Genomic DNA, 13572 nt, shown 5'->3' with positions numbered 1-13572 from the left:
TTGGCGTAGATAGCGGTGGTGGTGAGCTGGGCGTGGCCGAGCCACTTCTGCACCATGTTCAGCGCGATGCCGCGTGACACCGCCTGCACCCCGAAGCCGTGCCGCAGCCCCTTGGGGCAGGCGTGCGGCCCCTCGGGGATGCCGGCGGCCAGCATCACCTCCCGCACGCGCCGGAAGGCCGTCATGCGGCTCCAGGGCCAGAGCAGGGCCTCGCCGCGGCCACGGCGCTGGGCCTCGCGCACGCCGTGCACCAGGTCGAGGGTGTCGAGCAACTCGGGCGGCACCGGCACGGCGCGGTAGACGCCACCACGGCGTTTCTTCAGGGTCTCGAACACCAGCACGCGGCCGGCGAGGTCGACGCGGGCGGCGGGCAGGGCCAGGGCCTCGGACACGCGGCAGCCGGTGGCGTGCAGCACGGCGCAGAAGGTGCGGACCTCGCGCGGGGCGAGGGAGGCGGCGCGTAGGAAGGCACGGCGCTCGTCTTCGGCCAGGTAGAGGCGGCGGCCCTGGGCGTCGAACAGCTGCATGCCCGGGCGAGGCTGGTTGGGACCGTTCACACTAGTTCTGTATCAGCCGCGCGGCGCCTGGACCACGGCGGAGCGTGGATCGGCGCCGCTGTGGCCGCCGCGTGGGGCGAAGGCCGGGCACTGCTGATACAGAATTAGCAATAGTGTCTACTTGATTGTGGTCGTTGGTGTTGGCAGCATTATCTTGAAGCCAAGAAGGCGGGAAATAGTGCCAGAATTCACACCTACAACTCTTCCGACAGCTATAGCTGAGCTTTTTCGCCTCAATGATAATGAAGTGAGGCTAAGCGAGAAAATAAATGGAGCGGAAGTTGATCTAGTAGTAAAATCTTTATCTAATCCATTTACGCCAACAATATATATCGAAGCTACAGTAGAATATGTGAATAACAATAAATATGGAAAAGACCTAACCAAATTCCACATGCTTCAGCAGATTGATCCGCAGTGCGTATGTATGTCTGTATCTTCTACTGGGTTTACTCCTGATGTTCGCGAAAGGGCCAAAGCGTCAAGAATAATAACACTAACATACGATGAATTATTTGCGCAGTTCGAAAAGTTCTCTACTTATATTTCTCACACCATAGACAATGTAGACAATAGAAACTTTGTTGATGTTTATGAGGAGCCCTATTTAGAAGACGCGCAAGGCAAGAGTATTGCTACCGCTTGGTTGAATGAGTGGAGGGTGAATGACGAAAAGTCAAAAAATTGGCTACTGATTTTAGGTGAGTATGGAACGGGTAAAACGTCGCTGACGCGCGTTCTACAGTATCGTTGGTTGTCTCTCTATAGGGAAGATCCTTCAACTCCTATACCACTAAGGGTGGAGCTTCGATCTTTCACGCGCCAGTTTGACGCGAGAGCATTGATGCACCATTTCCTTGATAATAATGGGCTAACACATATTCCTGTTGATTTTGTTTTTGCATTGATGCGCAGAGGGAGAATTATTCTTCTTTTGGATGGCTATGATGAAATGGCCCAGTTTTTAAACCCTCGTGAACGTCGCGCATGTCTCACCGCACTTGCAGAGCTATCAACATACGGGGCAAAAGGTATTATTACAAGCAGGCCGAATTATTTTACAGAAAAGGAAGAATTTACTGTTTTTGAGGCTCTGTACGAGAATCTGAAGAAGAACAAAATATATATGGGTAAGTCTGACAAAGAGTATATAGAAAAAGAACTTGCTGTGGATTCTCTTCTAGAAAGACATGTTCTAAACAGGTTCGAGCGTGCGTTAAAGGATTTAAGTCCTGCGCAAACGGAAGCCTTAGTCTCAAGAAAACTTCAGGGAGACGATGAAGGTAAGTTACTTATTTTGAGTATGCTGCGTCGGATATTTAGAGATGAACTCTCTGGTGAGCGTACATCTCTTTCAGGAAAGCCTGTAATTATTTCCTACCTGCTGGAATTGGTGGATGACTTGCGTTTGAACAAAGAGGGGCTTGATGATGTACTGACCGAGTGGAGTGTTTACAAAATGATTGTTGATCGCTTGATGCTGAGAGATCAGCAGCGAGCTGAAATTGATCCTATAAAGCGTCGCAGTATCCTTCGGAAACTAGCTATTCAACTCTCTCACAAAGATAAAGTAGTTGCGGATGAACAAGTATTTCATAGCATAATAGAAAAAGATTTTAGAAGTGAGTTGAGGCGCTTGCCGCTAGATGAAAGAGCGCATAGAAGGCAGCAAATTTTTGAAGATTTGCGTAGCTCTTCTACGCTTAGTCGATCAACTGGTAATAATGGATCTGTCTGGGTCTTTTCTCATAACTCTCTCAGGGAGTTTCTGAGTGTTGAAGCTTATGTGGAATCTATCTATCACAACACGTTCGAAAATTCCGTGACGCCAATATCGGATGCAATGCGAGTTTTTGCTGCTTCGATGCCGAAACAGGAATTCGAAAAGACTGCTATCGCTTTGCAGAGTATTTGGTCAAACAGACGTCAAAAGCCAGTGGTCGGAAAGTATCTCTCTCTTTTGTGGCACGGCTTCTTTGAAGAGGAGAATGCTACGTTACTCCTGAGAATCCTTGAAGAAACTGCAACAGGTATTTCGATTGATGGGGTGAAGCTTGAAGGTATATCTTTTTCTAACGTCCCTACATCTCTCATAAATGCTGAGGAAAGTGATTTAGCTGGGGTAAACTTTTCGGAAATGATCGTATGTAACTCTAACTTTGTGTCTTCAGTTATGGATAGCTGCTCTTTCAGAGATTCCGATCTTACTGGGGCAAAGTTTTCGAACTCGCTAATTTATGAATGTGATTTTTCGAACACCATTGTAAGAAACGCGGAGTTTTATGACTTAGAGGAGGGCTCATCCTTTTTGGTGGTAGATGGAAAATCGAGCAGAGTAGTAACTGGAAAAGATGCTTTGGGGTATCTGACGCATATGGGTGCAAAAACTTCAGCGGTCGACAGCATCTATGTGTATCAGTATCACCGGTATTTCCCAATTGCAGAGAAAATAGCGGAACGTCTAGTCAGTAACCGCAACAATCAGTATTTAGGATTGACGCAAAGGGGAGAGGCAAGACAAAATCCTGATTTTGCGAGGGCGTTTGTTGAGTTACTAAAATCTAATGGACTTGTCGCATTAGATAAAAACAAACTGGTTGCTTTGGTTGGAGACGGGCGTGATGTTTTAAACGATATGATTGGCAGAAGGGCAATGAGTAGTTCGATTGCTCAATTTTTCAGAGAGAATGGATAGTTCGCAAGCATCCTTACTCAAGGCCGGGACCGCGGACGCGGAGCCCGGCCGTACGCATTAACTAATTTGTGCGTGTCATAGTCCCATATCGGCCGTTTTCAAACTGGACTGGTATGCACTGAGTATTCGGATTACGAGGGCTGCGCCAAGTAGTTAATTGGTTTTGATCGACCCACCCGCGCTGTCCATTGGCTCGCAGCATCCATACCCGGCCTTGCTCAATCCGCAGCGGCGTGGGGACAAGGATGGTCAAGGTAGCATCGCCCAGCACGGCGGCGCCGGGCTCTGGAGAAGCGAAGACAGGCACAGGGGCCGGATCGGGGCCGGTGCCGGTGGGAAGATCCTTGAGGGACATGCACCCGAAGCCCTCCAGCACACCGGTTGCCCGGGTGCCCTGAGCAGTCGCGGTAAGCGGCGCCAGGACAGGCGGGAGCGTCGAGAGCAGGAGGGCCAGGGCGAGGCCGTGAGAGCAGTTCATGGTGTCTCCTAGGAGCCGAGCAGGACGGGAACGCCGGCCGCGCTGCCGACCTCCCGAGTGACGCGGGAGCGCCAAGCGCCGACCGTCAGGTCGGAGCCGATGCGGTTGCCGGTGAGGACGCTGGACGAGGCCCCGCGCAGGACGTCGGTCATCAGCTCGCCGTCGTCAGAGAGGGCCAGCTGGGCGCCGTAACGAGGGCCGAAGTTGTAGTAGCCCCGGGTGTCGAGGACGGTCGGGTTGTCGATGCCAGCCCGCTGCATGGAGAGGGCAGCGGTGCGTAGGTACTGTGAGGCGGCGATGGACTGAGTGGCCGGGTCGAGGTTGCCGGCCGCGCCGGGTACCGCGTGGACAGCGAGGTTCGGATTGGCCCGCAGGGCTTCGGCCATGCTGCTGGCATAGGTGGTATCGAGCATCTGGTAGGCGCCGCCGATACGGCCGCCGGCGCTGAGGCCCAGCGGCCGGCACCCGCTCTCGATCGCGCAGGTTGCAGCGAGGGCGGCCGGGCTCACGCCCAAGGCTTCGGCGTTCTGCGACGCCAGGGCACCCCAGGACTGCCCGAGCATCAGTGCGAGCGCGGCCTCGCCCTCGGTGGGCTGCTGGGCAGGTGCTTCGCTCCGGTCGGGCTGCTGCGGTGCCGGGATGGCCGGCCCCGGGGTGATGACGAAATTCTCCAGGCCGCGCTCGAGCACGTAGGGGATGACCTGTTCGGGCGGGCCGTCCTGACGGAGCGGGACCTGGGCATGGGCGGCGCCGATCGGCAGCGCCGCGAGCAAGAAGGCCCAGGGCGGCGGGCGGTGGTGGGTGAGACAGGGAGGCATGTGGTTCCCTCGGTTGGACACGCACCAAGGGATGCCAGCAGGTGGCGCGAACGGCGCCGACCTTGATTCAGGCTTCCTCGTCGAAGGTCCGGAGGCCGCGCCGGCGCCACACCGCGACCTCCTCCCCGGTCGTCCGGTCCTCGCGAAACCTGTCCGCGAGTTCGAGGAAGGCGCCGAGTAGCGTGGCGCGGTCGTCGCGGGCCAGGTCCACCAGCCCGGCCTTCTGCACCAAGCCGCCCAGTTCGATTAGGTGGCGCGTGCGGGCGCGCCGGTCCTCCGTAGCCTCGCTCATATCGGCACGTGCGCGTGCGGCCTGGACCCTACTCCGCAGCGCGCTCAACCGCCGGTCCTGCTGCGTCAGGCGCAGGAGTTCCCGCCACAGCATCGCCGCTCCCGCCGACGCCTCCCCGGTTGCCCTTGTCGCGTCGAAAGAAGGCGGCGCCGCGTTCGGTCAACCTCGCGGCGCTGTCCGGTTGCGCCTTATGACGTTCGACAGCTTCGAGCAGAGCGCCGGCCAGTACGTCGGCTGGTAGCGTATCGGCACCGGTGCGCTGCACCAGTTCGCCCAGCTTGGTGATCTTCTGGGCGCGGAGCTGCTTGGCCTTCTCGCCCAGCGCCAACAGTTCGGCGTCGTAGTCTCGCGGCTTGCGTGCCATGTGGTCCCTGCCCCAATCGTAGCGCGTCCGGCTGTAGCCTAACGGCCCACACGCCACGTTCAAAGCTAGGGCGTGCCGCGCATCACTTCCCGAAGCGTAGCGAAGGTGAAGAGCGCACTAACGAGTTGCCTTCGGCAACTCAGCGGTTAGGGTGGTCTCGAACGGTGCCGGTGCGCTGGGGCAGACGATGGTGGCGTGGTCGCAATTTCGGATGGACGCGAGCCGTCATACCAGCCGCAAGGCGGGGCAAAGTGCCGTGGCCGCCGCTGCCTACCGGTCGGGCGGCAAGCTCTACGACGAGAAGACGCAGCAGCTGCACGACTACACCCGGCGCTTCGGGGTGGTGGAGAGCGGCTTGGCGATGCCAGAGGCTGGCGGACCGGACTGGACGCGCGAGCAGCTATGGAACGCCGCTGAGCAGGCCGAGAAGCGCAAGGACGCCCGGACCTCCCGTAAGGTGGAGCTGGCCCTGCCGGACGCGATGACGGCGGAGCAGCGGCGGGAGCTGGTGGCGGCCTGGGCTGGCGAGATCGCCAACCGCTACGGCGTGGCGGTGGATTGGGCGATCCACCTCCCCGACAAGGAAGGCGACCAGCGGAACCACCACGCCCACTTGATGATGACGACGCGCGAGGTCGGGGTAGAGGGCTTCCGGGGGAAAGCGGCCCTGGAGTTGTCCAACACCGACCAGCGAAAGCGCGGGCTGCTGGTGGGCGATGACGGCATCTACGCCCTGCGGGAAGCCCTGGCGGAACGGCTCAACGAGCTAGCGGCGCGGCACGGCCTGGACCTGACCGCCGACCCCCGGAGCTACGCGGCGCGCGGGGTGGAGCTGGAGCCCACGAAGCACGTCGGCGTGCACGCCGTGGGCATGGACCGGCGCGGCGTGGAGGCCGAGCGGGTGGCCGACCACGCGGCGACGCGGGCCGAGAACGCGCGGCGCATTGAGGCGCGGCCGGAGCTGGTGCTGGACGCGGTGTCGCGCACGGAAGCGGTGTTCGGCCGGCGCGAGATCGCGCGCGAGCTGCACCGCTACATCGATGACGCCGAGCAGTTCCGGTCCTTGCTGGCACGCCTCGAAGCGTCGCCCGAGCTGGTGCGGCTGTCGGCCGAGGGGCCGGCGCTGTTCTCGACGCGGGCGATGATCGCGGCCGAGGCCCGGATGGCCGAGACGGCGGGCGAGTTGGCGCGGGGACGCACGCACCAGGTCGCGGCCCGGCACGCCGAGGGGGCGCGGGCGCGGCACGCCTACCTGTCGGCCGAGCAGGGCGCGGCCGTGGCGCACGTACTGGCGCCGGGGCAGATCGCGGCTGTGGCGGGGGTGGCCGGGGCCGGTAAGTCGGCGGCACTGACGGCGGCCCGGGAAGCCTGGGAAGCGCAGGGCTACCGGGTGCGCGGGGCGGCGCTGGCCGGCAAGGCGGCGGACGGGCTGCAGGCGTCGGCTGGCATCGAGAGCCGCACGCTGCACGCCCTGGAGTACGGCTGGCAGCGAAGGCGGGATCTCCTGACCTCGCGCGACGTGCTGGTGGTGGACGAGGCCGGCATGGTGGGGAGCCGGCAGCTGGGGCGGGTGCTGGAGGCGGCGCGGCAGGCCGGGGCCAAGGTGGTGCTGGTGGGCGATGCCGAGCAGCTACAGCCCATCGAGGCGGGGGCGGCGTTCCGGGCCATCACCGAGCGGATCGGGGTGGCGGGCATCACCGAAGTCCGCAGGCAGCGCGAGGCGTGGGCGCGGGAAGCGACGGAGCAGTTCTGGCGCGGGGAGACCCGGGAAGCCCTGGCGGCCTACGCGGAGCGCGACCGGGTGCGGTTCAGCGAGGACCGCGCGCGGGCGAAGGCAGCGCTGGTGGAGGCTTGGCACGCCGATCGGCGCCTCGGCCATGATCGGCTCATTATGGCGCACACCAATAAGGACGTGCATGACCTCAACGCCCTGGCGCGGGCCGAGCGGCAGCGGGCGGGCGAGCTGGGCGAGGCGGCCGACTTCCGGGCCGAGCGCGGCGCGCGGAGCTTCGCGACCGGCGACCGGCTGGTGTTCCTGGCGAACAGCCGCGAGCTGGGCGTGAAGAACGGCACCCTGGCCACGGTGGAGCGGGCCGAGGCGGGGCGGCTGGCGGTGCGACTGGACGACGGCCGGCGGGTGGCGGTGGACCAAGCCCGCTACGCTCAGGTGGACCACGGCTACGCGGTCACGCTGCACAAGAGCCAGGGCGCGACGGTGGAACGGGCTTACGTGCTGGCGTCCGGCGGGATGAACCGGCACCTGGCCTACGTGGCGATGAGCCGGCACCGGGACGGGGCGATGCTGTTCGCCGGCCGCGACGACTTCCGCAGCGGCGACGCCCTGGCGGCGCGGCTAGGGCGGGCACGGCCGAAGGAGAGCACGCTGGACTTCGCGGAGCGGCGCGGCATCGAGACGAGCCGGCCGTGGGTGGAGAACGCGCTGGCCCTGATCGAGCGTGGGCGGGAACGGCTTGCCGACGTGTGGGAGCGGGTCGCGCGCGGGCTGACGGTGGCAAAGGAAAAGGGAGGTCCTGTGATGGAGCGGAACCTGGACGAGGCCCAGCCGACCAGCCGGCGGGAACAGCTGCACCAGGCATTCGGCCAGGAGCCAGCGGCGCCGGCCGGCAACGACCGGGGCGCCCAGCTGCGCGAGGCGTTCGCGGGCGGCGGCGGGCAGCGGTCATCGCGGGAGCAGCTGCGCGAGGCGTTGGAGCAGGACCACGACACGCCCGACAAGCCGCACCGGGACATGGAGCGGGGCCACGGCATCGCCTGACCGGGAGCGCCGTTCGCACCGATTTTCATAGGGAGCGCTGACCGCAGAAAAAAAGTTCGCAAGCTGCTTGGGGGCTGTTTCCCGTTCGCGCGGAATTCCGCTTCCTTCCCGGGCGGCACGACGCCGGCAAAGGGCCGAGCGTCCTGTCGGAGCGAAGTGACACTATGAATGTGCGTTCAGACACACAGCCCGGCGTCGTCGCGCTAGCCTTCCTCATAGGAGCGGCGGCGATCTATGGAGCATGGATTGTGGGACTTGAGGCATTGGTCTGGCCTCATGCACCTGCGGACCTCTGGGGTATCGCCTTCCCCACCTTCAACCCACTCGGAGGAGTGACGCCCGCACTACGGGGGCGGTGGTTCGAACTCTTCGAGCAGAACTATCAATCGAGGCTGCTGCTGGCGACGCTTCCGGGTGCCCTGGTGATGGGGGGCGTCATGGCGATGAGCCGCGCCAGCCTGCGGAACCTCTGGCTGGCGCCCGCCGCCTGGGCCGTGGGCGGGGGACTTGGCCTTGCCGCGGCGTACCTGCTGGCACTGCCGGACGTTCACTGGCACGTCCTGGCGCCGGCCGGCTTGGCGCTGCTGCTGGCCTTCGTGGCTACCCTGATCGTGGCGCCGAACGTGGACACGACCAACGTCGTGCGCGGCGTGAAGGTGGTGATGCACGACGGCGACAGCCGGCAGGCGCTCAAAGAGGCGTCGCGGAAGGGGCAAACGGCGCTGGCCGCCGTGGTGCTGCCGGCGGCGGCGGAAACCGGGCACATCATGTGCGCCGGCACCACGGGCGCCGGGAAGAGCGTCGCCAACATGGAGTTGCTGACGACGGCTCTGCACCGGGGCGACCGGGTGGTCGCGGTGGACGCGGACGGCAGCGCCATGAGCCGGCTGTACCTGCCCGGCGACGTGATCCTGAACCCGTTCGACGCTCGCGGTGCCCGGTGGTGCATCCTCAGCGAGATCGAGCAGCCCTCGGACTTCAAGCACCTCGCGGACTGCGCCCTGACGACCCTGGGCGGCAGCGCCGAGTGGATGGGCTACGGGCGCGACATCTTCGCGGCTTGCCTGGAGACGTGGCACCAGAACCAGCTCGGCAGCTCGGATGCCTTCTTCCGGACCTTGGCGACCGCCAAGCCGGCCAAGCTGGCGCTGCTGTGCGAGGGGACGGCCGCGCACCGCTACTTCGAGGAGGGTGCGGAGAGGCTGACGGCCAGCACGCTCGGGGTGATCTCGGAGAACCTGCGGGCCCTCGGCTTGGCGGCCAGCGGGGACGGCGAGCCCTTCTCGGTGCGTCGTTTCATCCGGGAGGGCACGGGCAGCCTGTGGATCCCCTACCGGGCCGACCAGACGGCAGCCATGCGGCGCTTGGCGTCGTGCTGGATGCGGCTGGCGCTCAACGAGGCGCTGTCGCTGCCCGATTCCCGCACGCGGCGGCTGTGGTTCAACGTGGACGAGCTGGACGGGATCGGGCGCATCGAGGACTTGAAGGATGCGCTGGTGCGGCTGCGGAAGAAGGGCGGGTGCGTGTTCCTGGGCTTCCAGTCCATTGCCCAGCTACGCAAGCTCTACGATGCCGAGGCCAATACGATCGTCGAGAACTGCAATACCAAGCTGTTCCTGCGCTGCCACATCAGCGAGGGGGGCGGCACGGCGAAGTTCGCCAGCGAGGTGATCGGCGACCGCACGGTGAGCCGTCAGGAGAGTACGGAAACCGTGTCCTCCAACGGCCGCAGCACCACCAGGCGCGAGCACCGCACGGACGAGCGGATGGTGCTGCCGGCGGAGATCACGCAGCTGCCGGACCTCACGGGCTACCTGTGGGTGGCCGGTAGCCGGAACTGGTTGCTGGTCACCTACCAGTACCTCGACTGGCCCGAGCGGGTGGCGCCTTGGGTGCCCCGGTCCTTCCCGCCGCTGTCCGCGGTGCCGTCCGACCCCTCGCCCGTGCTCCCTCCCACGGCCGGGGGAAGCCAGGCGCCTCTCCGGGGCGTGAACCCTTCGCAGGTACAGGGTAAGGATCAGGGCTTGGACCGCTGGGACAACGGGGCGACACACCGCCCAGCGGCGGAATAAGCCTAGCATCCCGGCCGCCGATTCTTCGGGATCGGCGGCCATCCCTGGTGGAGTTGAAGTGACCAAGCCCCCGAAGCCCGCCAAATCCGCTCGGGCTGCCAAGGCCACCCCCAAGGACACCAAGGCCGGCAAGACGACCGCCGCTACGGACCGCCGCCGGCTTCACGACCAGCGGCAAAGGGAAAAGGGCCTCACCCGAATCCTCGTCGCCGTGCCCTTCGAGGACATGGACCGGCTCAAGGCATTCGCGGCGCAGCTACGGCGGGAGTGGGCAGCCCGACAGATGGCCGCCTTCACGGATGAGAATCGCGAGCTCGGCGGGGGCTAGCAGCTGCCAGAGCGTGCTGACCGGGATGCTCACTGGCGGTGGCTCCAGCGCTTCCCCGATTCCGGCTCGCTCTCCTGCCTCAGCAAAGGCGGCACGGCAGGTGTCTTGCCAGTAGTGACAGTGGGCCAGCGTGGCCCATTCCAGCGTCAGACGCTCGTCTAGCTCCTGCATCCCGACCCCCAGAGTGTCCGTATGGACATATGACGGCTTCCGTCCGTACGGACAATCCGGTATCGATGAGGGAGCGCGCGTGAGGGTTGCTGAAAGGTGGCGTTTGCGTTGCGGAAGCCCGCCGATTACGGCAGCGTGTGCAGGCGCCGGGTATCCGGGGCACCACGGCCGCAGGGGCGGTCACGAAGGATTCGAACGACGAGTTAGGGCCCAGAACGACGAAGGCCCGCCCCACGAGGGGACGGGCCAACGACACACTACCGACAACGGTCGGGGAAAAACTCTGGACACTTCACACCCAGAGATTCCCCGACCGGCGAGCAAAAAGCAAGCCCTGACTTGCCACGGGAAAGCTTTGTCTCGCGTCTGGAGGTGTCCTTGGCTTCTCCACCCTTCCGGGCGGGATCGCGCGTCGCGCGGCCCCCGAAGGGGAAGGCATGTCTGCATCAGTAGATGATGGAGCGAAGGAAGCGGCCCCGGCGGGCCAGAGAGGTCCGGAAGCCAGGAATCGACGCGAGCGGCGCGCCCTGGAGGGCGGCAGCCCGGGCGGCCGCGGCGGGGTGCGCGGCGGATCGGAGCGACCGCGCTCGGGACACTTCCGGCCGATGGACCGGAATGCCCGGGCTCGACTGTTGTTCTCGGCCGAGGCGTGGGACCGGGCGACGCACCGTCGGGGTGGTCATGGCGGCCGGTTGAAGCGGACGGGACTGGCCGTGCTGCGGGCGCTGATGCGCTACCACGACCATAGGACCGGGCGGTGCGATCCATCGCTGGACACCATAGCCAGAGCCGCCGGAGTCGCGCGCTCAACGGCGGTTCTGGCCTTGGAGCGATTGATGGTGGCCGGGTTCATTGCCTGGACTAGGCGGGCCGTCGTGGTCCCGATGCGACACCGGGGCGGCCGGCGTGAGAGTGCCTATGCCCAGGTCACGAACGCCTACCGCCTGACACCGCCAGGAAGTCTCCCGAAATCTCAGGAGATGGCTCCTTCGAGTTGCGAGTCCGAATGCCGGTGGGAAACCAGATTCGAGAAAAGAAAGAAGCTTTGGGAGGGGGGCGAGGCGGCAGCGTCGCGCCCTACCATCCATAGGGGTGGAAGCGCTGGCGAGACCAAGAACGCATTGGAGACGGCGCTAGCACGACTTGGCCAAGCTATAGCGGCCAGAGAAGCCGGGTGAGCGCCGTCGGAAGCAATAGACCGACTCAGGAGCCACATCGGCTTACCAACGAGAGCGGACACGGGCAGGCATGTGGACGTCCTGTCCACTGTATGTCCAGTGTACTCGGATAGTGGACGGGTATTGGACGGGAAGTGGACGAAGCAAAATCGTACGTGCTGACGGAGGCGGCGGAGCTGACCGGGCTCTCCGTGGCTGCCCTCCGAAAACGGATCGTCAGGAAGACGTTGCGGGGGTTCCGCAGCAACGAGGACGGCCTGTGGCGCGTGTGGCTGAGTCCAGCCGATATCGAGGCTTCGAAGCTGCCCGCGTCCACCTGGACGGGCAGTGGACTGTCCACTGTCCGTCCACCTGCCCGTCCAGTGGACGAAAGCAGCGTGGTCAGCGCCCTAGAGGCAGAGGCTAAGACGCTGCGGGAGGCCCTGAAGCGGGAGCAAGAGCTGGGAGATCAGGCGCGCTCGGCAGAAGCAGAGGCACGCGAGAGGGTAGGGCGGGCTGAAGGTGCCCGCGACGCGGAGAGAGCGGGTCGGGAGCGGGCCGAAGCCGAGGCGGCAAGGCTGCGAGCGGAGTTGGCGACTTGGAGCGCTGGGGGGCCACTCGCGCGCAGTCTGCGAGCTCTCCTGAAACGCGGCCCCTGACCAGGGATAAATCCTGGCCGAGCCAGGTCACGCAAAGCCGAGGAAGAGGGCGAGAGAGCGACTGACTGCCAGTAGCGTCTCGTCGTCCAGGCGGCCAAAGGGCTCCCCGACTTTCCCCCGAGGCACCGACATAGCCTTGTCCACCATGATCTGAGACGGCTTGCGTAGGCCATTGCTGGCCGAGGGCTGCACCGTCAGGCGGATCAACGGGGCATCGAGCAGGGTACTCGACAGCAGCAGTACGGTGACCGTGCCGACGGTATCGAAGCGGTCGGACTGGATGACCAAGGCCGGGCGAGGCTTCCCGAAGTCGCCAGGGGCAGCGACCGTCACGAGGTCGCCGCGCCTCACTCCTCTTCGTCCAGATTACCCAGGGCGGCGTCGAGGAAGCCCATCAGATCCTCGTCGGCCGCGTCAGCTGCGGCCACCACCATCCCCTGCCGGCGGCACTCCTCAGCAAAGCCAGGGCGCCGGGTATCCGGCACCCAAATTTGCAGGGGACGTAGCCCGGCAGCACGCAGGGCGTCTCGCCGCTTCTGGACACGCTCCCTCATCGTTGCAGGCATCTGACACTCCCACTCAGCGTTACATGTCACGAAGCTTACCTGTGTTGTCAACGTAGTCGAGAGTTAGACAGGTACCGTCTCAGCAACCTCTCCGGCCGAAACACGTTCTCAAAGTGTTCCGTTTGGGGAGCGCACCATGCCTAAGAGCAAGACTACGGGTCCGAAGGCTGCCAAGGCCGCGTCGAGCGTCATGCGTGATGATCGCACGTCGAAAAAGTCGAAGACGGCTGCCGGGTCAGCGCTGTCGCAGGTCGCAAAAGGTAAGGGCAAGGGTAAGTAGGTCTAGGTAGCGCCGTCACCACATCCTGGCGGCGATACTCTGTTCTTCCTCGCCGACAGCGTTGGCGTAGATAGCGGTGGTGGTGAGCTGGGCGTGGCCGAGCCACTTCTGCACCATGTTCAGCGCGATGCCGCGTGACACCGCCTGCACCCCGAAGCCGTGCCGCAGCCCCTTGGGGCAGGCGTGCGGCCCCTCGGGGATGCCGGCGGCCAGCATCACCTCCCGCACGCGCCGGAAGGCCGTCATGCGGCTCCAGGGCCAGAGCAGGGCCTCGCCGCGGCCACGGCGCTGGGCCTCGCGCACGCCGTGCACCAGGTCGAGGGTGTCGAGCAACTCGGGCGGCACCGGCACGGCGCGGT

12 protein-coding genes are annotated in these 13572 nt (G+C 64.0%); 5 read left to right on the top strand and 7 right to left on the bottom strand.

Annotated elements, in window-relative coordinates; genetic code table 11:
• On the bottom strand, nucleotides 1-527 hold a 527-nt coding region (locus tag EAH89_RS29315), incomplete at its 3' end, for a tyrosine-type recombinase/integrase (RefSeq protein WP_140887418.1).
• A 208-nt stretch (nucleotides 528-735) separates the two neighbouring features.
• On the opposite strand from EAH89_RS29315, the gene EAH89_RS29310 reads away from it, so the two are divergent.
• The gene (locus tag EAH89_RS29310) at nucleotides 736-3252 is read left to right on the top strand and encodes an NACHT domain-containing protein (protein ID WP_140887415.1); all 2517 of its coding nucleotides are present in this window, start codon (nucleotides 736-738) and stop codon (nucleotides 3250-3252) included.
• 486 nt (nucleotides 3253-3738) lie between these two features.
• On the opposite strand, the gene EAH89_RS29305 is transcribed toward EAH89_RS29310, so the two are convergent.
• The 3 genes from EAH89_RS29305 to EAH89_RS29295 all read right to left on the bottom strand — a co-directional run bounded on the left by EAH89_RS29305 (nucleotide 3739) and on the right by EAH89_RS29295 (nucleotide 5204).
• Nucleotides 3739-4548 carry a hypothetical protein gene (locus EAH89_RS29305; protein WP_140887412.1) on the bottom strand — a complete coding sequence of 270 codons (810 nt, stop codon included), beginning with the start codon at nucleotides 4546-4548 and terminating at the stop codon, nucleotides 3739-3741.
• A 67-nt stretch (nucleotides 4549-4615) separates the two neighbouring features.
• A complete protein-coding gene (locus EAH89_RS29300; protein WP_206667723.1) occupies nucleotides 4616-4840 on the bottom strand; it encodes a conjugal transfer protein TraD in 225 nt (74 codons plus the stop codon).
• Between the two features lie 28 nt (nucleotides 4841-4868).
• Nucleotides 4869-5204, bottom strand: a complete 336-nt coding sequence (locus EAH89_RS29295) for a conjugal transfer protein TraD (protein WP_140887406.1) — start codon at nucleotides 5202-5204, stop codon at nucleotides 4869-4871.
• A gap of 187 nt (nucleotides 5205-5391) precedes the next feature.
• Between EAH89_RS29295 and traA the strand changes: the two genes are divergently transcribed.
• The 4 genes from traA (at nucleotide 5392) to EAH89_RS33665 (ending at nucleotide 11729) form a co-directional block, all read left to right on the top strand.
• On the top strand, nucleotides 5392-7980 hold the full coding sequence (gene traA, locus EAH89_RS29290; RefSeq protein WP_140887404.1) for a Ti-type conjugative transfer relaxase TraA: 2589 nt from the start codon (nucleotides 5392-5394) through the stop codon (nucleotides 7978-7980).
• Nucleotides 7981-8405: 425 nt separating this feature from the next.
• Nucleotides 8406-10052, top strand: a complete 1647-nt coding sequence (locus EAH89_RS29285; protein WP_408906336.1) for a type IV secretion system DNA-binding domain-containing protein — start codon at nucleotides 8406-8408, stop codon at nucleotides 10050-10052.
• Between the two features lie 58 nt (nucleotides 10053-10110).
• Complete coding sequence (locus EAH89_RS29280) at nucleotides 10111-10380, top strand: hypothetical protein (RefSeq protein WP_140887399.1); 270 nt, start codon at nucleotides 10111-10113, stop codon at nucleotides 10378-10380.
• Nucleotides 10381-10988: 608 nt separating this feature from the next.
• The gene (locus EAH89_RS33665; protein WP_140887397.1) at nucleotides 10989-11729 is read left to right on the top strand and encodes a helix-turn-helix domain-containing protein; all 741 of its coding nucleotides are present in this window, start codon (nucleotides 10989-10991) and stop codon (nucleotides 11727-11729) included.
• Nucleotides 11730-12394: 665 nt separating this feature from the next.
• Here EAH89_RS33665 and EAH89_RS29270 read toward each other — a convergent pair.
• The 3 genes from EAH89_RS29270 to EAH89_RS29260 form a co-directional block, all read right to left on the bottom strand.
• Nucleotides 12395-12718 carry a type II toxin-antitoxin system PemK/MazF family toxin gene (locus tag EAH89_RS29270; RefSeq protein WP_140887394.1) on the bottom strand — a complete coding sequence of 108 codons (324 nt, stop codon included), beginning with the start codon at nucleotides 12716-12718 and terminating at the stop codon, nucleotides 12395-12397.
• Nucleotides 12715-12933 (bottom strand): antitoxin MazE family protein, encoded by a 219-nt coding sequence (locus EAH89_RS29265; RefSeq protein WP_140887391.1) that lies wholly within the window; start codon nucleotides 12931-12933, stop codon nucleotides 12715-12717. Before EAH89_RS29265 ends, EAH89_RS29270 begins: the two co-directional genes overlap by 4 nt.
• Nucleotides 12934-13228: 295 nt before the next feature.
• Nucleotides 13229-13572 (bottom strand): site-specific integrase (locus EAH89_RS29260; protein WP_140887388.1); only part of this gene is annotated, 344 nt, incomplete at its 5' end.

This window comes from Muricoccus nepalensis (genome assembly GCF_006438825.1).
Classification (GTDB): Bacteria; Pseudomonadota; Alphaproteobacteria; order Acetobacterales; family Acetobacteraceae; genus Roseomonas; species Roseomonas nepalensis.
This window is presented reverse-complemented; position numbering and strand designations above follow the sequence as displayed.